The sequence below is a fragment of the Streptomyces sp. NPDC088812 genome, assembly GCF_044750285.1.
In the GTDB taxonomy this organism is placed as follows: Bacteria; Actinomycetota; Actinomycetes; order Streptomycetales; family Streptomycetaceae; genus Streptomyces.
The window spans coordinates 13,039-38,311 of the sequence record NZ_JBIVJP010000002.1 but is presented as its reverse complement, the minus strand read 5'-3'; the positions used below and the strand labels follow the sequence as shown (position 1 = coordinate 38,311).

The 25,273-nt window shown below is 71.3% G+C and carries 21 protein-coding genes; 10 read left to right on the top strand and 11 right to left on the bottom strand.

What is annotated here, in order from left to right:
- The first annotated feature begins 69 nt into the window (after window positions 1–69).
- From ACIP67_RS03820 to ACIP67_RS03810, 3 genes are all read left to right on the top strand, one after another.
- Window positions 70–510, top strand: coding sequence for a BlaI/MecI/CopY family transcriptional regulator (locus ACIP67_RS03820; protein ID WP_401686906.1), 441 nt, complete (start codon window positions 70–72; stop codon window positions 508–510).
- A 9-nt stretch (window positions 511–519) separates the two neighbouring features.
- Window positions 520–1,053 carry an amino-acid N-acetyltransferase gene (locus ACIP67_RS03815; protein WP_385065924.1) on the top strand — a complete coding sequence of 178 codons (534 nt, stop codon included), beginning with the start codon at window positions 520–522 and terminating at the stop codon, window positions 1,051–1,053.
- Window positions 1,054–1,278: 225 nt separating this feature from the next.
- Window positions 1,279–1,614: an Lsr2 family protein gene (locus ACIP67_RS03810; RefSeq protein ID WP_385065922.1), complete on the top strand. Its 336-nt coding sequence runs from the start codon at window positions 1,279–1,281 to the stop codon at window positions 1,612–1,614.
- Here ACIP67_RS03810 and ACIP67_RS03805 read toward each other — a convergent pair.
- A complete protein-coding gene (locus ACIP67_RS03805; protein WP_401686903.1) occupies window positions 1,593–2,177 on the bottom strand; it encodes an SCO3374 family protein in 585 nt (194 codons plus the stop codon). The two genes, ACIP67_RS03810 and ACIP67_RS03805, sit on opposite strands and share 22 nt — an antisense overlap.
- A gap of 478 nt (window positions 2,178–2,655) precedes the next feature.
- Here ACIP67_RS03805 and ACIP67_RS03800 point away from each other — a divergent pair, with 478 nt between their 5' ends.
- Complete coding sequence (locus ACIP67_RS03800; RefSeq protein ID WP_401686900.1) at window positions 2,656–5,181, top strand: ATP-dependent Clp protease ATP-binding subunit; 2,526 nt, start codon at window positions 2,656–2,658, stop codon at window positions 5,179–5,181.
- Window positions 5,182–5,300: 119 nt separating this feature from the next.
- Here ACIP67_RS03800 and ACIP67_RS03795 read toward each other — a convergent pair whose 3' ends face one another.
- The gene (locus ACIP67_RS03795) at window positions 5,301–5,927 is read right to left on the bottom strand and encodes an HAD family acid phosphatase (protein WP_401686897.1); all 627 of its coding nucleotides are present in this window, start codon (window positions 5,925–5,927) and stop codon (window positions 5,301–5,303) included.
- 526 nt (window positions 5,928–6,453) lie between these two features.
- Here ACIP67_RS03795 and ACIP67_RS03790 point away from each other — a divergent pair.
- Window positions 6,454–7,047, top strand: a complete 594-nt coding sequence (locus ACIP67_RS03790) for a M23 family metallopeptidase (RefSeq protein WP_401686895.1) — start codon at window positions 6,454–6,456, stop codon at window positions 7,045–7,047.
- Between the two features lie 17 nt (window positions 7,048–7,064).
- On the opposite strand, the gene ACIP67_RS03785 is transcribed toward ACIP67_RS03790, so the two are convergent.
- Window positions 7,065–7,658: a TetR/AcrR family transcriptional regulator gene (locus tag ACIP67_RS03785; RefSeq protein WP_401686892.1), complete on the bottom strand. Its 594-nt coding sequence runs from the start codon at window positions 7,656–7,658 to the stop codon at window positions 7,065–7,067.
- A gap of 170 nt (window positions 7,659–7,828) precedes the next feature.
- Here ACIP67_RS03785 and ACIP67_RS03780 point away from each other — a divergent pair, with 170 nt between their 5' ends.
- Window positions 7,829–9,424: an MDR family MFS transporter gene (locus ACIP67_RS03780; RefSeq protein WP_401686890.1), complete on the top strand. Its 1,596-nt coding sequence runs from the start codon at window positions 7,829–7,831 to the stop codon at window positions 9,422–9,424.
- A gap of 505 nt (window positions 9,425–9,929) precedes the next feature.
- Here the strand turns inward: ACIP67_RS03780 and cseC are convergent.
- From cseC to ACIP67_RS03755, 5 genes are all read right to left on the bottom strand, one after another.
- Window positions 9,930–11,324 carry a two-component system sensor histidine kinase CseC gene (cseC, locus tag ACIP67_RS03775; protein ID WP_401686887.1) on the bottom strand — a complete coding sequence of 465 codons (1,395 nt, stop codon included), beginning with the start codon at window positions 11,322–11,324 and terminating at the stop codon, window positions 9,930–9,932.
- Between the two features lie 21 nt (window positions 11,325–11,345).
- Window positions 11,346–12,047: a two-component system response regulator CseB gene (gene cseB / locus ACIP67_RS03770; RefSeq protein WP_389524859.1), complete on the bottom strand. Its 702-nt coding sequence runs from the start codon at window positions 12,045–12,047 to the stop codon at window positions 11,346–11,348.
- A 266-nt stretch (window positions 12,048–12,313) separates the two neighbouring features.
- Window positions 12,314–12,979 carry a hypothetical protein gene (locus tag ACIP67_RS03765; RefSeq protein WP_401686883.1) on the bottom strand — a complete coding sequence of 222 codons (666 nt, stop codon included), beginning with the start codon at window positions 12,977–12,979 and terminating at the stop codon, window positions 12,314–12,316.
- Complete coding sequence (locus tag ACIP67_RS03760) at window positions 12,964–13,506, bottom strand: SigE family RNA polymerase sigma factor (RefSeq protein ID WP_389524854.1); 543 nt, start codon at window positions 13,504–13,506, stop codon at window positions 12,964–12,966. The genes ACIP67_RS03765 and ACIP67_RS03760 overlap by 16 nt, the downstream gene beginning before the upstream one ends.
- Before the next feature lie 312 nt (window positions 13,507–13,818).
- Window positions 13,819–14,886: an A/G-specific adenine glycosylase gene (locus tag ACIP67_RS03755; RefSeq protein WP_401686879.1), complete on the bottom strand. Its 1,068-nt coding sequence runs from the start codon at window positions 14,884–14,886 to the stop codon at window positions 13,819–13,821.
- Window positions 14,887–15,215: 329 nt separating this feature from the next.
- Here ACIP67_RS03755 and ACIP67_RS03750 point away from each other — a divergent pair, with 329 nt between their 5' ends.
- On the top strand, window positions 15,216–16,085 hold the full coding sequence (locus tag ACIP67_RS03750; RefSeq protein ID WP_401686876.1) for a hypothetical protein: 870 nt from the start codon (window positions 15,216–15,218) through the stop codon (window positions 16,083–16,085).
- Window positions 16,086–16,484: 399 nt separating this feature from the next.
- Here the strand turns inward: ACIP67_RS03750 and disA are convergent, their stop codons facing one another.
- Both disA and radA read right to left on the bottom strand, forming a co-directional pair.
- Entirely contained in the window at window positions 16,485–17,609 is a 1,125-nt protein-coding gene (gene disA, locus ACIP67_RS03745; RefSeq protein WP_401686874.1) for a DNA integrity scanning diadenylate cyclase DisA, read from the bottom strand.
- Between the two features lie 81 nt (window positions 17,610–17,690).
- Window positions 17,691–19,100, bottom strand: coding sequence for a DNA repair protein RadA (gene radA / locus ACIP67_RS03740; RefSeq protein WP_401686871.1), 1,410 nt, complete (start codon window positions 19,098–19,100; stop codon window positions 17,691–17,693).
- 520 nt (window positions 19,101–19,620) lie between these two features.
- Here radA and ACIP67_RS03735 point away from each other — a divergent pair.
- Window positions 19,621–21,378 (top strand): hypothetical protein, encoded by a 1,758-nt coding sequence (locus ACIP67_RS03735; protein WP_401686868.1) that lies wholly within the window; start codon window positions 19,621–19,623, stop codon window positions 21,376–21,378.
- A gap of 401 nt (window positions 21,379–21,779) precedes the next feature.
- On the opposite strand, the gene ACIP67_RS03730 is transcribed toward ACIP67_RS03735, so the two are convergent.
- Entirely contained in the window at window positions 21,780–22,709 is a 930-nt protein-coding gene (locus tag ACIP67_RS03730; protein WP_401686866.1) for a hypothetical protein, read from the bottom strand.
- A 95-nt stretch (window positions 22,710–22,804) separates the two neighbouring features.
- Here ACIP67_RS03730 and ACIP67_RS03725 point away from each other — a divergent pair, with 95 nt between their 5' ends.
- Complete coding sequence (locus ACIP67_RS03725; RefSeq protein WP_401686863.1) at window positions 22,805–23,737, top strand: Ppx/GppA family phosphatase; 933 nt, start codon at window positions 22,805–22,807, stop codon at window positions 23,735–23,737.
- Between the two features lie 429 nt (window positions 23,738–24,166).
- On the top strand, window positions 24,167–24,991 hold the full coding sequence (locus tag ACIP67_RS03720) for a sugar phosphate isomerase/epimerase family protein (RefSeq protein WP_401686860.1): 825 nt from the start codon (window positions 24,167–24,169) through the stop codon (window positions 24,989–24,991).
- The last annotated feature ends 282 nt before the right edge of the window (window positions 24,992–25,273 follow it).

Below are 25,273 nucleotides of genomic sequence, written 5' to 3'. Positions count from 1 at the left end.
TTCGCCTTCGGCAGTGGACATGCACGTCCGGCACGCGATGGGCGAGATCTCCCACTATTGTTCTGAGGTGTGCCTCGCCCATTGGGAGAACTCGAAGACGCGGTCATGACGCGGGTGTGGAAGTGGAACCGCCCGGTGACCGTTCGAGAAGTCCTGGAAGACCTCCAGCAGGAACGGTCCATCGCGTACACCACGGTGATGACCGTTTTGGACAATCTCCATCAGAAGGGCTGGGTGCGCCGCGAGGCCGAAGGCCGGGCCTATCGATATGAGGCGGTCTCCACCCGCGCCGCCTACGCCGCCGCCCTGATGAACGACGCCTGGGCGCAGAGCGACAACCCCGCCGCCGCTCTCGTCGCCTTCTTCGGCATGATGAGCGAGGAACAGCGGCACGCCCTGCGGGACGCGGTGCGCATCGTCCAAGGTCCGGAAACGTCCGAAGCCCCCCGGCCGGCGAGTGCCGGGGAGAACCAGAACCCCGGCTCGGCGACCGGACCCGACGGGCGATAGCGTCCGCACATGTCAGCACGGAGCCCCGAAGTCAGCGCTAAAGCCATCACCGTCCGCCGGGCCCGGACCAGCGATGTCCCCGTCGTCCGCCGTCTCCTTGACGCGTACGTCCGCGACCGCATCCTGCTCGACAAAGCGACGGTGACGCTTTACGAGGACATCCAGGAGTTCTGGGTCGCCGAACGGGACGACAACGCCGAGGTCGTCGGCTGCGGCGCCCTGCACGTGATGTGGGAAGACCTCGCGGAAGTCCGCACTCTCGCGGTGAAGCCCGGCCTGAAGGGCGCCGGCGTGGGTCACCAGTTGTTGGAGAAGTTGCTGCACACCGCCCGCTGGCTGGGCGTTCGCCGCGTTTTCTGCCTGACCTTCGAAGTCGACTTCTTCAGCAAGCACGGCTTCGTGGAGATCGGCGAGACGCCGGTCGACACCGATGTCTACGCGGAGCTGTTGCGTTCCTATGACGAGGGCGTCGCCGAGTTCCTCGGACTCGAACGAGTGAAACCGAACACCTTGGGCAACAGCCGGATGCTTCTGCATCTGTGATCGTCCAGTCCATTCCGGGCCGGACGCCGTTGCCCGGGTGCCCTATGTCCGAAACGCGTATCTTTCCGGACGGTGGGCGGGCCGCAGGCCTCTGCCGGGGGTTTGTGTTTTTCCAGCAAAAGCGGTTTGCTTTCCGACGTACTGCAGTACTGCATATAACAGGGGCGGCGAAACGGCGCACGCCGCAGAGCCCCGGCCCTCACGTTATCGATGAAAGGAAATCCGGTGGCACAGAAGGTTCAGGTCCTTCTTGTCGACGACCTCGACGGCGGCGAGGCGGACGAGACCGTTACGTTCGCGCTGGACGGCAAGACCTACGAGATCGATCTCACGACGGCCAATGCGGACAAGCTGCGCGGCCTTCTCGACCCCTATGTGAAGGGTGGCCGTCGTACCGGTGGCCGCGCTTCGGGCGGACGCGGAAAGACGCGTGCCGCTTCCGGTGGCAGCCAGGACACCGCGCAGATCCGCGCATGGGCGAAGGAGAACGGTTACGAGGTCAACGACCGTGGCCGTGTTCCCGCGTCCATTCGCGAGGCTTACGAGAAGGCCAACGGCTGAGCGCAGGCGCGCCGCAGCCGGACACGGTGACACTGCGTCGCCAGCGTGTCCACCCACCGCACCAGATCGGGGGCGCCCCCACCGCCCCCCAGGGCCGACACCGTCGCCAATGAGGCCTCGAGCTCACGCCCGGCCACGGGGGGCCGTACCCACAGGGCGGCCCCCTGCGCAGTCCCGGCGGACTCCGCGCCCCGGGGCAGGGGCGCCTCGATGAGGCCGCCCGCGCCGATCGCCCGAAGCTCCAGCGGCAGCACCCCCCAGTCGAGCCACTGAAGGATCCCCGGCAGCTCCTCCGTGCTGCCCGCGGCCACCAGGAGCCGCATCCACTCCCCCCCGACGGCCACGGGAGAGCTCGGCGCCAGGCGCCGCAGAGCCGCGTGACCCGCCTCGGCCGGTACCTCCAGGACGTCGAAGCGCACGCCGACCGCAAGCCGCACGGGCGTCCCGGGCACCGTCGCCCACCCCAGATCGTTCTCGTACCAGCCGCGGAGACGGGCGGTCGCATCAGCGGTATGGGCGGTATCGGAGGTGCCGGCCATATCGGAGGCGGAGGTGCCGGCCATATCGGCCGTATCGAACCGGAGGGCGTCCGAGAGGACTGAGCCAACCATGCCCAGCGCAACCGTCCGGAACGCCCGCGAGTTACGCTGGGTATTCATCCGGATGCCCAGCGTGCCGAAACCGGGGGCGCGCGGGGACGCCGGGGGGCGTGAGGTTGTTCGCCCATAGCGGAGGGAACCGGTGCACGCGGCATGGACTGTCAGTCGCAGCGGGTAAGACATCCCTAGTGGGAGGGGTCGACACGCAGGCCGGGACGTCTCACGTTCGCCATCGGCGTACTGGCGAAGGGGGTAACTGTCTGGCCTGCGGGAACATCGTCTCGCACCATCGGGTTGGAGCAGATGTCGGCGTTCGGGGTCAGGAGGCCATCGACGGTGTCGGCAGTTGGAATGAGCGGTCCCCGCTTGCGGGACTAAGCTGCGGAAGGACAGGGAGGGGAAGTTCCCCCCACTGCCTGACCGCTCTGAGGAGCGATTAACGATGTTCGAGAGGTTCACCGACCGCGCGCGGCGGGTTGTCGTCCTGGCTCAGGAAGAAGCCCGGATGCTCAACCACAACTACATCGGCACCGAGCACATCCTCCTGGGCCTGATCCACGAGGGTGAGGGTGTCGCCGCCAAGGCCCTTGAGAGCCTCGGGATTTCGCTCGAGGCGGTCCGCCAGCAGGTGGAGGAGATCATCGGCCAGGGCCAGCAGGCTCCCTCGGGCCACATCCCCTTCACCCCCCGTGCCAAGAAGGTCCTGGAGCTGTCGCTCCGCGAGGCGCTTCAGCTGGGTCACAACTACATCGGCACGGAGCACATCCTGCTCGGCCTGATCCGCGAGGGCGAGGGCGTCGCCGCCCAGGTCCTGGTCAAGCTGGGCGCAGATCTCAACCGGGTGCGGCAGCAGGTCATCCAGCTGCTCTCCGGCTACCAGGGCAAGGAGACCGCCACCGCCGGCGGGCCTGCCGAGGGCACGCCCTCGACGTCCCTGGTCCTCGACCAGTTCGGCCGGAACCTCACCCAGGCCGCTCGTGAGTCCAAGCTCGACCCGGTCATCGGGCGCGAGAAGGAGATCGAGCGGGTCATGCAGGTGCTGTCCCGACGCACCAAGAACAACCCGGTTCTGATCGGTGAGCCCGGCGTCGGCAAGACCGCCGTCGTCGAAGGCCTCGCCCAGGCCATCGTCAAGGGCGAGGTGCCCGAGACCCTCAAGGACAAGCACCTCTACACCCTGGACCTCGGCGCGCTGGTCGCCGGCTCCCGCTACCGCGGTGACTTCGAGGAGCGCCTGAAGAAGGTGCTCAAGGAGATCCGCACCCGCGGCGACATCATCCTGTTCATCGACGAGCTCCACACGCTGGTCGGTGCGGGTGCCGCCGAGGGCGCCATCGACGCGGCCTCCATCCTGAAGCCGATGCTGGCCCGCGGTGAGCTCCAGACCATCGGTGCGACCACGCTGGACGAGTACCGCAAGCACCTGGAGAAGGACGCGGCCCTGGAGCGCCGCTTCCAGCCCATCCAGGTCGCCGAGCCGTCCCTGCCGCACACCATCGAGATCCTCAAGGGCCTGCGCGACCGCTACGAGGCCCACCACCGCGTCTCCATCACCGACGAGGCACTGGTCCAGGCCGCCACCCTGGCCGACCGGTACATCTCGGACCGCTTCCTGCCGGACAAGGCGATCGACCTGATCGACGAGGCCGGTTCCCGGATGCGCATCCGCCGGATGACCGCTCCGCCGGACCTGCGCGAGTTCGACGAGAAGATCGCCGGCGTCCGCCGCGACAAGGAGTCCGCGATCGACTCGCAGGACTTCGAGAAGGCCGCCTCCCTCCGCGACAAGGAGAAGCAGCTCCTGGCCGCCAAGGCCAAGCGGGAGAAGGAGTGGAAGGCCGGCGACATGGACGTCGTCGCCGAGGTCGACGGCGAGCTGATCGCCGAGGTCCTCGCCACGGCGACGGGCATCCCGGTCTTCAAGCTGACCGAGGAGGAGTCCAGCCGCCTGCTCCGCATGGAGGACGAGCTCCACAAGCGGGTCATCGGCCAGGTCGACGCCGTCAAGGCGCTGTCGAAGGCGATCCGCCGTACCCGCGCCGGTCTGAAGGACCCGAAGCGCCCCGGTGGTTCGTTCATCTTCGCCGGCCCGTCCGGTGTCGGTAAGACCGAGCTGTCCAAGGCGCTCGCCGAGTTCCTCTTCGGCGACGAGGACGCGCTGATCTCCCTCGACATGTCGGAGTTCAGCGAGAAGCACACGGTGTCGCGTCTCTTCGGTTCCCCGCCCGGATACGTGGGCTACGAAGAGGGCGGCCAGCTGACCGAGAAGGTCCGCCGCAAGCCGTTCTCCGTCGTCCTCTTCGACGAGGTCGAGAAGGCCCACCCGGACATCTTCAACTCGCTGCTGCAGATCCTGGAGGACGGTCGGCTGACCGACTCCCAGGGCCGGGTCGTGGACTTCAAGAACACGGTCATCATCATGACGACCAACCTCGGCACCCGGGACATCTCCAAGGGCTTCAACCTCGGCTTCGCGGCCGCGGGCGACACGAAGACCAACTACGAGCGCATGAAGAACAAGGTCTCGGACGAGCTGAAGCAGCACTTCCGGCCCGAGTTCCTCAACCGTGTCGACGACGTCGTCGTGTTCCCGCAGCTGACGCAGGCGGACATCCTGCGGATCGTCGACCTGATGATCAGCAAGGTCGACGAGCGCCTGAAGGACCGGGACATGGGCATCGAGCTCTCCCAGTCCGCCAAGGAGCTGCTGTCCAAGAAGGGTTACGACCCCGTGCTGGGTGCGCGTCCGCTGCGCCGCACCATCCAGCGCGAGATCGAGGACACGCTCTCGGAGAAGATCCTCTTCGGCGAGCTGCGCCCCGGTCACATCGTGGTCGTGGACACCGAGGGCGAGGGCGAGACCAAGACCTTCACCTTCCGGGGTGAGGAGAAGTCGGCCCTGCCGGACGTCCCGCCGATCGAGCAGGCGGCCGGCGGTGCCGGGCCGAACCTGAGCAAGGACGCGTGACCGTCCCGGAGTTCGCCCGACGGACCTGACGGAACCCGACGGACCTGTTGTAAGGGGCCGGTGCTCTCACGAGCACCGGCCCCTTACGCGTGCCCCGGGTGCCAAACGTTCGTCGTCGGCTACGACAGCTGCCCGTCGTAGTCGGGCAGCTTGAACGTCTTCTCGGCGTGGCCGCCGGACAGGTCGGTGGCGCTGTTGCCGATGTTCGCGATGATCGTGTAGCCCTCGGCCTCGATGTCGACGCGCTGGGCGGTCTTGTAGTCGGCGACGTCCTGGAAGAGGTCCAGGAGGCCGCGGACATGGAGACCGGAGACCTGGTAGCCGACGTGCCTGAGGTTGTAGTCGGTCACCGAGGCGATGATCCCGGGGCGGGCCGTGACGAAGAACAGCGCGACGCCGTGCTCCTGCGCGTACTCGGCGACGTCGAGGACGGGGGCGTTGGCCGGCTGGGGGTAGCTGAAGCCGAAGTCGGTCTCCAGGGTGGTGTTGTCCACGTCGAAGACGATCGCCTGCTTCTCGCCCGGTACCGGGGCGGCGATGCGCTGCTTCAGGTAGGGCAGGGCCTGGTCCATCACGGCCTGGCAGTCCGCCTGCCAGGTGTCGTAGTCCACGGCCACCGCGGCGGCGGCCGCTGCCGACCCGGCCGTGGTGTCGGCCGCGGCCGTTGCCGGGACGGCCATCGCGGTGACGGCGGCCGTGGCCGCGGCGGTCAGGGCGATGTGGCGCGTCCAGCTGCCTCTGCTCATGGTGGGGGGTCCTCTCGCGTCCATGGCGCTACGGGTGTCGTGAGCATGCTCATCGAAGGTGATGGCTTGAGGGGAACCAGCGGGTTACTGGACGGTAGTGCATCCTGAGAGCCCGGTCACAGCCTTGAGCGCGTGATCGTGGTGCGGGTCACAACTCGCGGAAAAGGAAGGGGAGTAGTGACCGAGTAGCCCCCGTCACATTCCGAAGTCCCTTGGGGCGGGTGGCTGGTGACGTGCCGCACAGGCGATTTGTCCGTTACTAGCCGGATTAGTGGACCAGGCGAATCCGGCAAAACGTGCTAAAGGTGCAGAACGCCGCATCTACAGCGGGTGATATGGGCGGAATTGGGGGAAGTGGGGGCAAGGTGCTAACTGTCAAGAAGTGCACGCGTTCACGGCGATCTACTAGATTCCGTCGTAGATCACACGTTTGAGGCTTTCTGGGTCCGTGGGTTACCAAGGAATGGCCCATCCGGCGGACGTCCGTCGGGTGGTTTTCTCTGCCCCCGGCTGCCATGAGGTTTCGATGTTCCAGCGCGTCACGTTCCGTTCTTCCCGTACGTCCCAGTTCCGCACCCGCGTGGCGGTCGGGGCCGCCGCCCTCGGCGCCTCGGTCGTCCTGGGGAGTGGAGTGGCGTCCGCTGTCCAGCCCGCCGCTCAGCCCGCCGTCCAGTCCGCGGCGGTGAAGGCGGCCGCCTCCACCGGCTGGGTCAAGCCGGTCGCGAAGTACACCAAGTCCGCCAGCTTCCACCAGAACGGCGCCATGTGGCAGTCCACCCACAGCGGGCAGGACTTCGCCGTCCCGAGCGGCACCAAGGTCGTGGCCGCGCACGGCGGCACCGTGGTCAAGGCCGGCGGCAACGGCGCCGGCGACGGCCCCGCCTACGGCAACGCCATCGTCATCAAGCACGGCAACGGCACGTACTCCCAGTACGCCCACCTGTCGCGCATCGAGGTGAAGGTCGGCCAGATCGTCAAGACCGGCCAGCGCATCGCCCTGTCCGGCAACACCGGCAACTCCAGCGGCCCGCACCTGCACTTCGAGATCCGTACGACCCCCAACTACGGCTCGGCGGTCGACCCGGTCGCGTTCCTGCGGGCCAAGGGTCTCAGCGTCTGACCCGAGAGGGCGCTGCCCTAGGGCCGCGTGCCCTGGTGGGCCTGGGTGACCAGATCGATGGCGACCTCGAGGACGGCTTCGCGCTTGTCCTCGGGGTCGCCTTCGATGTCCTGGAGGAAGAACATGCCGGCGTGCAGCGTGAAGATCGCGCTCACGCAGCGGACCTGGTCGGCCAGGGGGGCGTCCGGGTCGATGATGATGTCGCGCAGACTGCCCATACGGTCCTTGAAGGACTCCCCGATCTGCAGCTCCCGCACGGTCGCCTGGTTCTCCTGCATGAACCGGAAGAGGGGGACGGCCTTGTTGAGGGCCTGGCTGTAGCGGCGGACGAGTTCCCGCTTGGTCTCGAGGGTGTGCGGCTGTGCCTTGCCCCACTCGATCAGGTCCTCGATCGGTTTCGTCAGATCCGTGAAGATGCTGACGACGATCTCTTCCTTGGTCTTGAAGTGGTAGTAGAGGGCCGCCTTCGTGACCGACAGGCGCTCGGCGATCTCGCGCAGCGAGGTCTTCTCGTACCCCTGCTCGGCGAAGAGTTCAAGGGCCACGTCCTGAATGCGCTGGCGGGTGTTGCCTCGGCGCTGCTGCCTGGTGCCGTCCATGGTGACGTCCATCCTCGTACTCCTCGCGCTCCCGCGACACTCGCCCGCGACTCGGTAAGAAAAATTTACCCGCCGCCCCGGGCTGGAACTTACTTGACGCCCGGCTAGTTAGGGGTCTACTTTCCCAGTGTAGTGAACTAGCCGGGCGGCAAGTAAGTAAGCGTCCTGGGGGAGTGGGAACGATGGCGGACACACCAAGCAAACAGACGGGCGCCGGCGTCACGCCGACTGCGCGAGAACCGAAGAGCGTACGGGTCGTCATGCTCGCGCTCATGATCACGATGATGCTCGCGATGCTCGACAACATGATCGTGGGTACGGCGATGCCGACGATCGTGGGCGAGCTCGGAGGCCTGGAGCACCTGTCGTGGGTGGTCACGTCGTACACCCTCGCGACCGCCGCCTCCACCCCGATCTGGGGCAAGCTCGGCGACATGTACGGGCGCAAGGGTGCCTTCCTGAGCTCGATCGTGATCTTCCTGATCGGGTCGGCGTTGAGCGGTATGGCCCAGGACATGGGGCAGCTGATCGCGTTCCGCGCCGTTCAGGGCCTGGGTGCCGGCGGACTGATGGTCGGCGTCATGGCGATCATCGGTGACCTGGTCCCGCCGCGGGAGCGCGGCAGGTACCAGGGCATGATGGCCGGAGTGATGGCGATCGCGATGATCGGCGGTCCGCTCGTCGGAGGCACCATCACCGACCACTGGGGCTGGCGCTGGGCCTTCTACATCAACCTGCCGCTCGGCATCGTGGCCCTGGGCCTCATCACCGCCGTCCTCCACCTGCCGAGGAAGCGGTCCCAGGCCCGCATCGACTACCTGGGCGCCGCGCTGCTGACCATCGGCATCACGGCCATCGTGCTCGTCACCACCTGGGGCGGCACGGAGTACGCCTGGGGCTCCGCGCGGATCATGGAGCTGATCGGCATCGGTGTCGCCGCGCTGGTCGGGTTCGTGTTCTGGCAGACCAGGGCCACCGAGCCGATCGTGCCGCTGCACATCTTCCGCAGCCGCAACTTCACGCTGATGTCCCTCATCGGCTTCATCACCGGCTTCGTGATGTTCGGCGCCACCCTCTTCCTGCCGCTGTACCAGCAGTCCGTGCAGGGCGCGTCCGCGACCAACTCCGGGCTGCTGCTCCTGCCGATGCTCGGCGCGATGCTCGTGACCTCGATCGTCGCGGGCCGCATCACCACCAACAGCGGCCGCTACAAGATCTTCCCCATCGTCGGCGGCGCCCTGATGATCGTCGGGCTGTACCTGCTGTCCACGATGGACACCGGGACCTCCCGGCTCACCTCCGGCGTGTTCATGGCCGTCGTGGGTCTTGGCATGGGCTGTCTGATGCAGATCACCATGCTGGTCGCGCAGAACAGCGTGGAGATGAAGGACATGGGGGTCGCCTCCTCGTCGACCACCCTCTTCCGTACGCTCGGCTCCTCCTTCGGTGTCGCGATCATGGGCGCGCTGTTCAACAGCCGGGTCCAGGACGCCATGGCCGAGCGGGCCGGCGCGCTGGGCTCCGCGGTCACCGAGCAGTCCGCGCAACTGGACGCGGCCAGCCTCGCCAAGCTTCCGGCGGCGGCCCGGGAGGCCTACCAGTACGCGGTCTCCGACGGAACCCACGCGGCGTTCCTCCTCGGCTCGGTGGTGGCTGTGATCGCGCTGGTGGCGGCCTTCTTCGTCAAGGAGGTTCCGCTGCGGGGAACCGGCCCGAAGCCGGAGGGGGCCGCGGACGAGGCCGCCGCCCCGAAGACGCCGGTGGCGGAGTCCGTCTGACCGGATGACACGACGGGACCGGTGCCGCGCCGCCCGCGCCGACGGGCGGCGCGGCACCGGTCCCGGTCTCACCGGAGGCCTCCGGCGGGTGACCGCTTCAGGGGGCCTTTCCCGTCGTAGGAGCAGCCGGGGCCGCGACGGAGGGCGAGGCCGCCCAAGCCGGTGCACGCCGTGCTCGCCCTGGGGCATACGCGCCACCGGAGCCGCCCGGCGGCGCCGGAACCGCTGGAGCTGTCCGGGATCGCGGGAGCCGCCCGGGGCCGCGGGGTGGCCGGAGTCGAGGGACGGCCGGAGTCGCCCACGGGCGCCGGGATCGCCGGAGCCGTCGGGCCGGTTAGGCCCCGCGCATGGGACCGCTACGGCCGGGGCCACGGGACTGTATCGGCCGGGGCCATGGGACCGTATCGGCTGGGGCCATGGGGCCATGGGGCCATGGGGCCGTACCGGCTGGGGCCACGGGACCGTATCGGCCGGGGCCATGGGGCAGTACCGGCCGGACAGCGGTCTACTGCCCGGACATCGGCAGCATCGGGTAGCTCCCCGTGTTCGTCGGCGCGTGTTCCGGCAGCCACAGGACGGCGACGGCGCCGTCGGCGGGTATGTGCTCCGGCGCCCCGGCGAGTCGTACGTTGCGGAAGGTGAGCCGGGCGCCCAGGACGCGGGCCTGGCCCGCGGCGATGGTCAGACCGAGCCCGTGGCCATGGCCGGCGCGGTCGCTGCTGCCGGTGCGGAAGCGGCTCGGGCCCTCGGCGAGCAGGTCCTCGGGGAAGCCGGGGCCGTGGTCGCGGACCCGGATGACCCGGCCCTCCACGGTGACCCGGACGGGCGGTCTGCCGTGCCGGCCGGCGTTGGCGAGCAGGTTGAACAGCACGCGCTCCAGACGCCGGGGATCGGTGGTCACCATCGACTCGTGCACCACGTGGACCTCGACCGCGGGATCCTTGGCCGTGACGCGCCGGGTGACGAACTCGCCCAGCAGGACGTCCTGCAACTCCGCGCGCTCCGAGGCACCGTCGAGGCGGGCCACCTCCAGCACGTCCTCGACGAGGGTGCGCATGGCCTGGGCCCGGTCCAGGACCAGTTCCGTGGGCCGGCCGGGAGGCAGCAGCTCGGCGGCGGTGAGCAGACCCGTCACGGGCGTGCGCAGCTCGTGAGCGATGTCGGCGGTGACCCTGCGCTCGGCCTCCAGCCGCTGCTGGAGGGCGTCCGCCATGGCGTCGACCGCCCGCGCCAGGTCGTCGGTCTCGTCCCGGACGACCCCGCCGATGGCGTCCCGCACCCGGACGTCCGTCTCGCCCTTGGCGACCTGGTTGGCGGCGGCCGCCGCCTTGCGCAGCCGGCGGGACAGCTGCCCCCCGATGAGCACACCGAGCGCGCTGCCGCCCAGGACGACGGCGATGGAGCCGATCACCAGGGCCTGGTCGAGGTCCTTGAGGATGTCCGTGCTGCGGTCGGTGAATCCGGTGTGGAGGGAGAGCACATGGCCGCCCTTGAGCGGCACGGCCGCCCAGATGCTCGGCGCGCCGCCCGCCGCGTGCTCGGAGACGAACGTCGCCCGTCGCCCCTCCTCGACCTTCTCCCGCAGCTCCGACGGCAGACGGGGGTCGTCGATCTCGATGCTGGGGAAGTTGGCGCGGCCGGACACGTCGTAGTTGCGCTGGGCGATCTGGACGCGTTCGTCGGCGAGGTCGCGTGCGTTGTCCAGCATGGACACCCGGGCCGCGTTGTGCACGACCAGGCTGAGCGCGACCGCCACCAGCGCGCCGACCAGCGCGATGGCCGCGCTCAGCTTCCACCGCAGGCCGGTGCGGATGCCCGCGCTCGGCTTCCACCGCAGGCCGGTGCGGATGCCCGCGCGCCCCACGCGGGCCGGAACCAGGTGCCGCAACATTCCCCGCATCCCCCGCATCCCCCGTCCCGCTCAGGCCTTCAGTTTGTAGCCGAAGCCGCGGACCGTCTCGATGCGGTCCTGGCCGATCTTGGTCCGCAGGCGCTGCACATGGACGTCCACGACCCGGGTGTCGCCTCCCCAGCCGTAGTCCCAGACACGTTCCAGCAGCCTGTCCCGCGACAGGACCGTGCCCGGGGCCGAGGAGAACTCCAGCAGCAGACGCATCTCGGTCGGGGTGAGGGCCACCGGCCGTCCGGCCCGGCGCACCTCCATCCCCTCGGTGTCGACCGCCAGCTCGCCGAAGGTCAGCACCCCGCCCGTGGCAGAGCCGCCGGGCTCGGTGCGGTCACCGCCGCCCGCGTGCCCGAAGCGGCGCAGGACGGCGCGGATGCGGGCGACCAGGACGGCTCCGTCGAACGGCTTGGTCACGTAGTCGTCGGCACCGGCCTCCAGACCGAGGACGACGTCGATGGAGTCGGCGCGCGCGGAAAGCATGATCACCGGCACGGTGGACTCGTCGCGGATGCGCCGGCACAGGCTGACGCCGTCCAGGCCGGGCACCATGACGTCCAACAGCGCGATGTCCGGGCGGTCGGCCCGGAACGCCTCCAGGCCTGACAGGCCGTCGGGCATCGCGGTGACCGCGAAGCCGTCCCGCTCCAGGGCGAGCTGGGTGGCCTCGCGGATGACATCGTCGTCCTCGACGAACAGGACGTGGGTCTGGTCTGCCATCCCGGTGCTCTCAGTCCTCGTGGGTGTCGGCCGTACGTCTGTCGGCAGCTCGGCTTTGTCGTTCACTGGTTCATCGGACCGGGCGGCCCGAACGGTTCACGCGACGGGAGATTTTTTCTCCCGGCCCTGGCCCCGGCCCCTGGCCCCGGCCCCTGGCCCTGGCCCCCGGCCCCGGCCCCTGGCCCCGGCCTCGGGCCCCCGGGCCACCGGGCCACCGGCCCCGGGCCCCCGGCCCCCGGCAGGGCTCAGCCCACGCCGGCCGGGGCTCATCCCCCCTCGGACTCCGTCGAGCCGTCCCCGCCGACGACGCTGCTGTAGTCGTTGTGCCAGCTGTACTCCTCGACGAAGCGGTCCGTGGCCCAGCGGTAGGTCGTCACGTTCTCGCCGGACGGGCTGGAGACCGGGTCGCCCTTCTCGTACACCTGCTTGGTGACCACCAGGGCGCCGCGGTCCAGCTCCGCGTACACCGGGGACTCCTCGGCCTTGAACACGTTCTCATAGCGGCCGTCGCGCTTCCGGTACACGTAGGAGCCGACGCCGATGGCGTCACCGCAGGTCAGTACGTTCACGACGATGTCGTTGCCGGAGCCGCCGGTGAGAGCGCCGTAGGACACGTCGACCGGGTACTCGTCGCCGGCGCACGGCTTCAGCTCGCGCTTGACCTCCGCCGAGACCACGGGGTCCTCCCTGACGAGCCGCACCGCGTCCACCCGGTCGGAGGCTTCGGTGGGAGCGGCCGACGGGGAGGCCGTGGCGGCGCCGGCGACCGCGTCGCCGCGGGCCGGCCCCTCGTCACGGGCGCCGGTACCGCCGGCGGCGCACGCGGAGACCACAAGGGCGAGGGCGGCGAGTACGGCCGCCGCCGTGGTCGCCGCCTGGACGGTGCCCCGGACCGGTGTGGTGGGCCGGGCCTCGGTCAGGCCGCCGCGCAACGCTCCCGCTCCTCACGCTCCAGCGCGCGTGCGTCGAGATCGCGGGCTTCCAACTCCTCGCGGAGCCGGGCGAGTGCCCGGTGCAGCGTGCTCTTGACCGTTCCGGCCGACATGCCGAGGGCGGCCGCCGTCTCCTCCGTGGACATCTGCTCCCAGTGCCGCAGGACGACGACGCTGCGCTGCTTGGGAGCGAGCACCTTCAGCACGTCCATCAGAAGGGCGCGGTCCGCGTGCTGTTCGGTGGAGTCGTTCACGGAGGCGTCCGGCAGCTGCTCGGTGGGCACTTCCTCCAGCCTCCGGGCCCGCCACCACTCCGTCCGGGTGTTGATCATGACTCGGCGCAGATAGGCGTCGGCGAGCCGCTTGTCCGCGATGCCCTCCCAACGCCCGTACGTCCGGGCCAGCGCGGTCTGGAGCAGGTCCTGCGCCTCGACCGGGTCCGGCACCAGCCGACGGGCGCTGCGCAGCAGCGCGTCCTGCCGGGTGCGGACGTACTCCTCGAACTCGAGCACCTCGCCCTGCGCCATGATCAACCGCCTCCGTGTCCCCGTGCCGGTCGGCCGGCGCCGCCGGTTTCCCCGCTTCTGGTCTGTGCCCGTGTGCCGCTGCCGGGCACGCGAACGACGCTACGGAGGTGTTGTCACGGCACTGTCCGGGGCAGCCCGCGGCCACCCCTCGGCTGTCCGTCGGTTGTGTAACGGAAGTAGGGCGCAGATAAAGACGCGAACCGTGTCGTGCGGTTATGGGGTGATTCATCGGGTGGGCGGGTGGGGTGAGGCGTGACGAACGGCCGGGTGCGGTCCGGGGAAAAGGGACGCCGTCTGTGACATGACCCTGTGTCAGGTCAGCGGGAGGCGGTACAGGCCGCCGGGCAGTGGCTCCACCAGACCGTCCGCGACGAGCCCGTCCAGGGCACGCGCGCGTTGGACCGGCTCGTGCCAGACCCGGTCGAGGGCCGACTGCGGCACGGGCGCGTGCGCGTCGCGCAGCACGGCGAGCAGCTTGCCCCGCACCTGCCGGTCCGTTCCGGCGTACGTCTGCCCCCGGCGGGGCGGACCGTCGTGCTCCGGTTTGCCCGCGAGCCGCCAGGCGCACTGCGCGGTGATCGGGCAGCGGTGGCATGTCTCGTTCTTCGCCGTGCACACGAGCGCCCCGAGTTCCATGGACGCGGCGGCCCAGCGGGCGGCGGTGCTCTCGTCCTCGGGGAGCAGGGCGCGCGCCAGCCTGCGCTCGGCGGCGGTGGTGGCGTTCGGCGGGTACTGCACGCCGGTCACCGCGCGCGCGAAGACCCGGCGCACGTTGGTGTCCAGAACGGCGTGCCGCTGACCGTACGCGAACGAGGCGACGGCGGCGGCCGTGTACTCGCCGATGCCGGGCAGGGCCAGCAGTTGCGCGTGGTCCGACGGTACGTCGCCGCCGTGCCGTTCCGTTATGGCCGAGGCGGCGCCGTGCAGGCGCAGGGCGCGGCGCGGGTAGCCGAGCCGGCCCCATGCGCGGACGGCCTCGCCGGGCGCCTCCGCAGCCAGGTCGGCGGGGCGCGGCCAGCGCGCGAGCCACTGCTCGTAGACCGGCAGGACACGGTTGACCGGCGTCTGCTGGAGCATGAACTCGCTGACCATCACGCCCCAGGCGCCGGCCTCCGGGCGTCGCCAGGGCAGGTCGCGGGCGTTGTCGTCGAACCAGTCGATCACGGGGGAGTGCAGGTGCGTGCCGGAGACCTCCCCGGCGGCGGTTCCGGTGAGCGTCCTGGCGAACGTGCCGGTGGTCGGTGCGGTGGTCGTCCCGGCGGTGGGTGTGGAGGGCGTCCCGGCGGTGGGTGTGGAGGGCGACTGCTCTCCGAAGGGGAGGCCGGGGACGGCGTCGGCGTCGGTGGGGCTGCTGTGCGGGGGCTTCGTGGGCGCAGTCATGGCCTTTCGATCCTGCCATGCGCACCGGGGCACGCGCGCGTACCGCCACCCGGCGGCGTGGGCGCGGAGCGGCGCGCCCCCCGCCGGCTGCGGAGACGGCCGGCCGGTAGCTATGGCCAAAGCTGCAAGGCACGCGAATGCGAAACTGCATCGACGTCACCGAGCGTGGGCGTTCCGCGGGGGGCTGTCACGCGGGGTGACCGACTGTGCGGGCGAGAGGCGTAAGTCGGGGACGGGGACGCCGTGTCCGGGATGATGATCCGGAAAAGTTGTGGTCCTGGCGGCGGGTGGGGCCAGGGAACGCGATGATCTCTCGTACAGTTTGCGCCGTGGGATCTCTGCGCAATCCGGTCGGGCCGCTTCCCTCCTCCATCTACTGGCGACGGAGGGTTGTACTGCTGTCCGTGGCAGCCCTGTTGGCGCTGCTGATCACGTGGATCGTCACCTCGGACGGGGGCGGCGGCGACAACGGCGCAGACGGGGGCAACGGCAAGAATCCGGCGTCCTCCATCACGCCGGGGCCGTCGGGATCAGGGCCGGCGATCAGTCAGAACCCGGGCGGGCGCGACGAGTCGGGCGACGAGGGCTCCGCCGGGTCCGGTGACACCGGTGGGTCCGGCAGTTCTGGTGACACCGGCGGGTCCGGTTCCTCCGATGGGTCCGGTTCGGACGCGGGTTCGGGTGGCGGCTCCGAGGCGGGAGGTTCCGGCACGAGTGGCGGAGGGGGCTCGGCGGGTTCCGGCAGCGGCTCCGCCGGAACGGGTTCGTCCGCGGCGCTGCCGGCCGGGACCACGCTGCCCAACTGCACCGCGAGCGTGGTCACGTTGAGCCTGCGCAGCGTCCGCAACACGTACTCGCCCGACCAGACGCCCACGTTCCAACTGACGGCGAAGAACTCCTCGGGCAGTGACTGCAAGGTCGATCTCGGGCCGAAGAACGCGGTGTTGACGATCACTCAGGCAACCGCCGAGGACGACTACTGGTCGTCCGCCGACTGCCCCACGGTGTCCGGGAGCGTGCTGTACCGCGTGCCGGCGGGCGGCACCTTCACCTACACCCTGAAGTGGGACCGCAAGCCCAGCGCCGCGGAGTGCGCGACGCCTCCGGCGGGGGTGGCGGGAGCCGGGACATACCTGGTGGAGGCGAAGGCTCCGGGCTTTGCGAAGGCGCAGACGTCGTTCGTACTGGAGGCCGACTGAGGCAGGGGCGGTGCGTCGGGGCCGTGTCCGGAGCCCTGGAGGCGCCGCCGGCTCATCCGCCGGTCGGGCGTGCCGCTCCGCCGCTCGGACGTACTGCTCCACCGATCGGACGCATTGATCGCGCCGGCCGGACGTCCCGCTTCACCGGCCGGACGTCCCGCTTCACCGGCCGGACGTCCCGCTTCACCGGCCGGACGTGCTGCGCCATCGATCGGGCGTACCGCGCCATTGATCGGGCGTACCGCCTCGGCCGTGGGAGGTAGCGCCTCGGCCGTCGGAGGCAGTGCTTCGACCGTCGGGCGTACCGCGGTGACCGTCGGGCCTACCGCGGTGACCGTCGGGCGTACCGCCGTGACTGTCGGCGTATCGCTCCGGTCGTCGGCCGTACTGTTCCGGTCGTCAGACGTACCGTTCCAGGATCGAGGATTCCGCCAGTCGGGAAAGTCCCTCGCGGACGCTGCGGGCCCGCGCCTCGCCCACACCGTCGACCGCCTGGAGGTCGTCGACGCTGGCGGCGAGCAGTTTCTGGAGGCCGCCGAAGTGCTCCACCAGACGGTCGATGATCGCTCCGGGCAGCCGCGGGACCTTGGCCAGGAGGCGGAAGCCGCGCGGCGAGACGGCCGAGTCGAGGGCCTCGGGGGAACCGGTGTAACCCAACGCGCGTGCCACCGTGGAGAGTTCCAGGAGCTCGGCGTGGGACAGGGCGTCCAGTTCGTGCAGCGCCTCGTCGACCGTGCGGGAGCGCTTGGCGGTGGGCTCGGGGACGTAGTCCCGGACCACCAGTGACCGCTCGGGCTCCACACCCGCGATCAACTCGTCGAGCTGGAGGGCGAGGAGACGGCCGTCCGTGCCCAGTTCGACCACGTATTCGGCGATCTCGGTGGCGATACGGCGCACCATCTCCAGCCGCTGGGCCACCGCGGAGACGTCCCGGACCGTCACCAGGTCCTCGATCTCCAGCGCCGACAGCGTTCCCGCGACCTCGTCGAGGCGGAGTTTGTACCGCTCCAGGGTGGCGAGGGCCTGGTTGGCGCGGGACAGGATCGCCGCCGAGTCCTCCAGGACACGGCGCTGACCGTCGACGTACAGCGCGATCAACCGCATGGACTGGGAGACCGAGACGACCGGGAAGCCGACCTGTTTGCTGACGCGGTCCGCGGTGCGGTGGCGGGTGCCCGTCTCCTCCGTCGGGATCGTGGGGTCCGGCACGAGCTGGACGCCGGCCCGGAGGATCTTCGACAGGTCGGAGGAGAGCACGATGCCGCCGTCGAGCTTGCACAGCTCGCGCAGGCGGGTGGCGGTGAACTCGACGTCCAGGACGAAGCCGCCCGTACACATCGGCTCGACCGTCTTGTCGGAGCCCAGCACGATGAGCCCTCCGGTGTTGCCGCGGAGAACCCGCTCGAGGCCGTCACGCAGCGCCGTGCCGGGGGCCACCGCGCTCAGCGCGGCGCGCATCAGGCCGTCGGCACCGGAACTCCCACCGGACTTTCCGGGAGCTGCCGCCCGGTCGTTGGCTGCCACTGCACTCCTCCGGTCGCGGGGTCTGAGGCGCTCCCGTTTCGCGCACTCGGTTCGTACGGACGGGCGAGACCAGGGCAAAGTCTACCGGCGGTCCTCCTCGTCCCGCGGGGCGTCTCGGCGACGGGAGCGCGGCAGGACCCGCAGGGCGTCCCCCATGTCCGCGACTTCCAGCACCTTCATCCCGGACGGGATCTTGCCGGGATCGCCCGGCACGAGGGCGTGCGTGAAGCCCAGACGGTGGGCCTCCGCAAGCCGGCGCTGGACGCCCGTGACCCGTCTGACCTCGCCCGCGAGGCCGACTTCGCCGATCGCGACGAGATTCTTGGGCAGCGGGGTGTCACTTGCCGCGGAGGCCAGCGCGAGGGCGATCGCCAGGTCCGCCGCCGGCTCCGAGAGCTTCACTCCGCCGACCGTCGCGGAGTAGATGTCCCGCTTGCCGAGCGCGCTGATCCTGCCGCGCTGCTCCAGGACCGCGAGCATCATCGAGACCCGGGACGTCTCCAGGCCGGACGTCGTCCGGCGCGGGGAGGGGATCTGCGAGTCGACCGTGAGCGCCTGCACCTCGGCGACCAGGGGGCGGCGGCCCTCCAGGGTGACCGTCAGGCAGGTGCCGGGGACCGGTTCGTCACGACGGGTCAGGAACAGTCCGCTGGGGTCCGCGAGGCCTGTGATGCCCTCGTCGTGCAGTTCGAAGCAGCCGACCTCGTCGGTGGCGCCGTAGCGGTTCTTGACGCCCCGCACGAGGCGCAGGCGTGCGTGCCGGTCGCCCTCGAAGTGCAGGACGACGTCCACCAGGTGCTCCAGGAGGCGTGGGCCGGCGATCGCGCCGTCCTTGGTGACGTGGCCCACGAGCAGCGTGGACATGCCACGTTCCTTGGAGGCGCGGATCAGGGCGCCCGCCACCTCGCGGACCTGGGCCATGCCTCCGGGCGCTCCGTCGATCTCGGGGGAGGCCACCGTCTGCACCGAGTCGAGGATCAGCAGCGACGGCTTCACGGCGTCCAAGTGACCCAGGACAGCGGCCAGATCCGTCTCGGCGGCCAGGTACAGGTGGTCGTCGATGGCGCCGATGCGGTCGGCGCGCAGGCGGACCTGGCTCGCGGACTCCTCGCCCGTCACATAGAGCGTGCGGTGCTCGTCGCTCGCCGACTTGGCGGCCACGTCGAGCAGGAGCGTGGACTTGCCGACGCCCGGCTCACCGGCGAGGAGGACGACCGCGCCGGGGACCAGCCCCCCGCCGAGGACGCGGTCCAGCTCGGGCACGCCGGTGGGGCGCGCGGTGGCCTGACGGCCGTCGACCTGGCCGATGGGCAGGGCGGACGTGGTGACGCGCCCCGGCGTCGTCGTACGGACGGCGGGCGTGCCGTACTCCTCGACCGTGCCCCATGCCTGGCATTCGGGGCAGCGGCCGAGCCACTTGGCCGTCTGCCAGCCGCATTCCGTGCAGCGGTACGACGGGCGGTCCTTGGTGGTCTTCGTACGGGCAGCCATGGAGGAAACCGTAACCGCCGGGACTGACAACCGGCCGCGAGCGCGGAGAAGCGGCACCGGATCGAGGCGGGACGGAGGCGGGGGTGGGGCGGGATGGAGGTGGGGGTGGGGCGGGAACGAGGCGGGACGGAGGCGGGGGTGGGGCGGGATGGAGGTGGGATGGAGGTGGGGGCGGGGCGGGAACGAGGCGGGATGGAGGTGGGGGCGACGCGGGATGGAGGTGGGGGCGGGGCGGGATCGAGGGCGACGTGGGGCGGGGCGGGGCGAGGCGGGATGGGAACGAGGTCGAGGCGGACCCGAAGCGGACCCGAGGCACTCTCGCCCCGTCCCACCCTCCGCCCCTCCTGCTCAGCCCCCCGCCCCGATCGCCCCTCTCGCCCCTGCCGTCTCTCCGTCGGTCCGTCGGTCCGGCCCGGCGAGCCCGCCCGCCGTCCCCGTATGAGGGATCGTTTCACCCATACGGATTAAAAGGACGCCAGGGGGCAGAAGAGGTCGTTCCGTGCCGCCTACGGTCGCACGGATGATGAGCAGCAGTCCGGAGATTCCGACCCGCACGATCGGCGCACACCGGGCGAACAGGGAGGCGCGCGACCGCGCCGCGGCGCGCACGGTGGCGCATCGGCCACCCGCGCGCTACGAGCCGTACTTGGACGGCCTGTTCACCTACTGCCTGTCCGTCCTGTGCGACCACGACACGGCCACCGCGGCCCTCGCGGACGCCCTCACGCTCGCCGAGCGGCGCGGGCAGCGCGTCCCGGAGGCCGCCGGGGACCGCAGGGCGTGGCTGTACGCGCTGGCCCGCTGGGCGTGTCTGCGCAAGCTGGCCGAGACCAAGCAGAAACGTCAGGGCACGCACGCGGCGGGGCGCCTCGGCGCCTCCCGGGGGACCGCCGCCGGTTCCGCCGGCGAGCCGGTCCCCGACGAGGTGCAGGAGCGGCGGCGGCGCGAACTCACCCAGCTGGCCTGGCCGGAGGCGGCCGGCACCACCCCGGAGCAGCGTGAGGCCCTCGAACTCGCCGTCCGCCACCAGCTCGCCGCCCACGAGGTCGCCGCCGTCGTCGGCATGGACCTCGCCGGGGCCCGCGGACTGCTCGCCTCCGCCGCCTGCGAGGTCGAACGCACCCGCGCGGCCCTGGCCGTCGTCGAGACCGGTGGCTGTCCCGGTGTGGCCCGTCTCACCGGCGACCACCAGCTCGTGCTCAGCGCCGCCCTGCGCCGCGAACTCGTCCGGCACGTCGACGACTGCCCGCACTGCCGCCGGGGTGTCGGGCGCGCGGACTCCGGCCGGTGGCCCGGCGCCGGCGTCACCCCCGCCGAGCTGCCCGTCCTGGAAGCACCCCGCGCGGAGCTGCACCTCGCCCTGGCGCACCGCCCGCGCGCGCGGGGCGCCGCGGCACCCCGCTTCGACCGGCGGGGTTTCCCGATGGACCCCAAGGACCGCGCCGCCCGTCGTGACCGCCTCCGCGCGCGTGCGGTCACGACGACCGTCGTCGCCACCGTCGTCGCCGCGCCCGTGCTCGCCCTGTGGGCGGCCTACCGGTCCACCCCGACCGGCGAGGGCACCGCCGGCCACGCCGCCACGGCCGGCGAGGCGCACGGCACCGACGGCCTCGACGGCGAGACGGCCGGCGGCTACCAGAACGCCGGCAACGCCAGCACCCGGCCCGGCTCCGACTTCGCCAAGGGCGACGAGCCGGACGTGTCGGTGGAGGTCATCAGCGTCACCGGGGCCGACGCGAAGGGGGCGAGCAGCCTCGCGGTGGCCGCGAGCAACAGCGGCGACACCACGCTGATCACCCTCACCGCCTCCGCCGAGGCGGGCGAGCCCGTGCGCTGGTCGGCGACCACCGGAGCGCCCTGGCTCTACCTGAGCCGCTCCTCCGGCACGCTGGAGCCCGGCGGGACGGTGACGGTCAAGGTGCACGTCGACCATCTGCGCGAGCCGTCCGGCCACTGGAACGCGCGCGTGGCGATCGCCCCGGCGGGAGCCGTCGTCTCCATCGAGGGCAACGGCATCGCACCGGTCCCCGCCGACCCGGGACCCGGTCCCGCCCCCGGCACCCCCGGTGACCCGCCTGCCTCGCCCGACCCGGGCCCGGATCCTGACCCGGAGCCGACCCCCACGGAGCCTTCCTCCCCCGACCCGGACCCCGGACCGAGCGAGCCGCCGTCCTCGCCCGGTCCGGAGCCCACGCCCGGCGACCCGTCGCCGTCCGGCCCGGGAAGCCCGGCGCCGCCGGCGGGCGACGGCGGTGATCCCAGCCCCGCCGCACCGTGACATCCGGCTCGGCCTGGCTCGGCTCGGTTCGGCTCGGCCTGGCTCGGCCTGGCTCGGCTCGGTTCGGCTCGGCCTGGCTCGGCCTGGCTCGGCTCGGTTCGGCTTGGCCCGGCTCGGCTCGGCTCGGCCCGGCTCGGCCTGGCCCGGTTCGGCGGCCACGCGCCGCGTACGGCGGCGGCCCGGCGCCTTCAGCCCCACCCGGTCCGCGGCCTCCACCGGGCCAAGGGGGTGCGCAGGGCGTACGGCCTCCGCCAGGCCGGGGGAGGCCGCAGGGTCCGCGGCACCCACCGGGCCAAGGGGGCTCGCAAGGCGTACGGCATCCACCGGGCCCGGGGAGGTCGCGGCGCTCACGGCCGCCACCGGATCATGGGAGCTCGCGGGCGCTCACGGCCGCCACCGGATCACGGGAGCTCGCGGGGGCTCACGGGATCCGCCGGATGCGGTGCCAGCAGCGGGAGCTGGGCGGCGAGCCGCTGCTCGCACAGCTCGGCCAGCCGGTCGTACCCGGCCTTGCCCATCAGCTCGGTCAGTTCCGCCCGGTAGGAGATGTACACCGGCTCGCCCGCACCGTGCGCCGAGGTCGCCGACGTGCACCACCAGTGCAGGTCGTGGCCGCCCGGGCCCCAGCCGCGGCGGTCGTACTCGCCGATCGACACCTGGAGCACGCGCGTGTCGTCGGGCCGGTCGATCCAGTCGTACGTACGCCGGATCGGAAGCTGCCAGCAGACGTCCGGCTTGGTCTCCAGCGGCTCGCGGCCCTCCTTGAGCGCGAGGATGTGCAGTGAGCAGCCGGCGCCGCCCGGGAAGCCGGGGCGGTTCTGGAAGATGCACGAACCGTTGAACGGGCGGGTCTGGCGGGAGCCCTCCTCGTCCTCGGCGACCCAGCCGTCCCGGGTGCCCTCCTCGTGGTGCTGCCAGATGTCGGGAGTGAGCCGCGCCACGTGCTCGGCGACCCGCTTCTCGTCGTCCTCGTCGGAGAAGTGGGCGCCCAGCGTGCAGCAGCCGTCGTCCGCGCGGCCCGCCTGGATGCCCTGGCAGCCGCTGCCGAAGATGCAGTTCCAGCGAGAGGTCAGCCATGTCAGATCGCAGCGGAAGATCTGCTCGTCGTCCGCCGGATCAGGAAACTCCACCCACGCGCGCGCGAAGTCGAGGCCCTTCTCGTCCGCGACCGGAGCCGTCTTCCCGTGCGCGGCCGGAGGCGTCCCCTCTCCCGCGAGCGGAGCCGTCCCCGACGGCTTCGATGACTTCGGCCGCGAAGAACCCTTGGTGGATTTGGCCGTCTTGGCAGTCTTGTCGGCCTTTTCGTCCTTCGCCTTTTTCGTCTTTGGCACGCGTCCAGGGTAAGTCGCCCCCGCCCGCTCACGGCACCGTCTCAGGATGCGCACCGGGCACGGAGGGCGCGATCTCGGGCAGTAGCGTTCCCTCCATGAGACTCGGTGTCCTCGACGTGGGATCGAACACGGTGCATCTGCTGGTGGTGGACGCGCACCCCGGCGCGTGTCCGCTGCCCGCCCACTCGCACAAGGCGGAGTTGCGTCTCGCTCAACTCCTCGACGAGAGCGGGGCGATCGGCCCCGAGGGCGTCGACAGGCTGATCAGCGTCATCCGGGAGGCCCTCCAGGCCGCCGAGGACAAGGGCGCCGAGGACGTGCTGCCGTTCGCGACCTCCGCGGTGCGGGATGCCACCAACGCCGACGAGGTCCTCGCGCGCGTGCACGCCGAGACCGGCGTCGAGCTGCGGGTCCTCGCCGGTGAGGAGGAGGCCCGGCTCACCTTCCTCGCCGCCCGCCGCTGGTTCGGGTGGTCGGCCGGCAAGCTGCTGGTCCTCGACATCGGCGGCGGCTCGCTGGAGATCGCCTACGGCATCGACGAGGAGCCCGACGCGGCCGTCTCCCTCCCGCTCGGCGCGGGCCGGCTCACGGCCGGCTGGCTGGCCGGGGACCCGCCCGACCCCGAGAACATACGGGCGCTGCGCCGGCACGCGCGCGCGGAGATAGCCCGCACCGTGGGGGAGTTCAGCCGCTTCGGCGCCCCCGACCACGTCGTCGCCACGTCGAAGACCTTCAAGCAGCTCGCCCGCCTCGCCGGCGCCGCCCGCTCCGCCGAGGGCGTGTACGTCCAGCGCGAGCTCAAGAGGGAGTCCCTGGAGGCCTGGGTGCCGCGCCTGGCCGGCATGACCGCCGCCCAGCGCGCGGAACTCCCCGGCGTCTCCGAGGGCCGCGCCAACCAGCTCCTCGCCGGCGCCCTGGTCGCCGAGGGCGTGATGGACCTGTTCGGCGTGGAGACGCTGGAGATCTGCCCCTGGGCGCTGCGGGAGGGAGTGATCCTCCGGCGGCTGGACCACATGCCCACGGAGTGAGCGGAAGCGGCGGATCCGACGGACCGCAAGCGGCAGGCGAACCGGGAGCGGCAGGCGAACCGGGAGCGGCAGGCGGACCGGGAGCGGCAGGCGAACCGGGAGCGGCAGGCGAACCGCAAGCGGCAGGCGAACCGCAAGCGGCAGGCGGACCGGGAGCAACGGGCGGCCCGCAGAAGCAACGGGCGGACCGGAAGCGACAGCCGACCCGCGAAAGCAACAAGCGCACCGGCAGGTACAAGCGCACCGGCAGGTACAAGCGCACCGGCAGACGTGAAGTACGCCACGCCCGGCCCGCGCACCGCCCCCGCGAACGGCCCCGCTCGTCCCGCTCCGTCCCAGGTTATCCGCGTGGCCGGTTCCGCCACCCCCGCCCGGCCGGCACCGCGGCTCGCTCCCCGGCGTGAAGCGGGGGACCGTACGCTGTCCCTCGTGGCAGAACCAGTGGTGCGCATCCCGGATGCGAAGGTCGCGCTGTCGACGGCCTCGGTCTATCCGGAGTCGACGGCGACGGCCTTCGAGATCGCCGCGCGCCTCGGGTACGACGGGGTCGAGGTCATGGTGTGGAACGACCCGGTCAGCCAGGACATCGACGCGCTGCGCCGGCTCAGCGACTACCACCGGGTCCCGATCCTGGCCGTTCACGCCCCCTGTCTGCTCATCACGCAGCGGGTGTGGTCGACCGACCCGTGGGTGAAGTTGCAGCGGGCGCGCGCGGCGGCCGAGAAGCTGGGGGCGACCACCGTCGTCGTCCATCCGCCCTTCCGCTGGCAGCGGCAGTACGCGCGCGACTTCGTTCGGGGCATCTGGCGGATGGCGGACGAGACGGACGTCCGGTTCGCCGTCGAGAACATGTACCCCTGGCGCTACCGGGACCGCGAGATGCTCGCGTACGCGCCGGACTGGGACGTGACGAAGGACGACTACCGCCACTTCACGATCGATCTCAGCCACGCCTCGACGGCCCGCACGGACGCGATGCACATGCTCGACCGCATGGGCGACCGCCTCGGGCACGTCCACCTCGCCGACGGCAACGGCTCCGCCAAGGACGAGCACCTCGTCCCCGGGCGCGGCTCGCAGCCCTGCGCCGAACTGCTGCGGCGCCTCGCGTCGAGCGGCTTCGACGGGCACGTCGTCATCGAGGTCAACACCCGGCGCGCGATGTCCGGCGCCGAACGGGAGGCCGACCTCGCCGAGGCCCTCGCCTTCACCCGCCTGCACCTGGCCTCGGCCGCGAACGTTCCGCGCCGGTAACGGGGTCCCCCACCGGTAACGGGGTCCCCACCGGTCGGCAACCGGCCTTCCACCGGCAGGCAGTCGCCCCCCACCGGCAGGCAACCGGCCTTCCACCGGCAGGCAGTCGCCCCCCACCGGCAGGCAGTCGCCCCCCACCGGAGGGCAGTCGCCCCCCACCGGCAGGGCAACCGGCCCCCACCGGTAACCGCCCCCACCCACCAGAATCGAGACACGCATCCCGCATTCCGGACGGCGTGTCCCGCACCGTGGATGACGGGCGTACGCTCGATAGAAGCCATA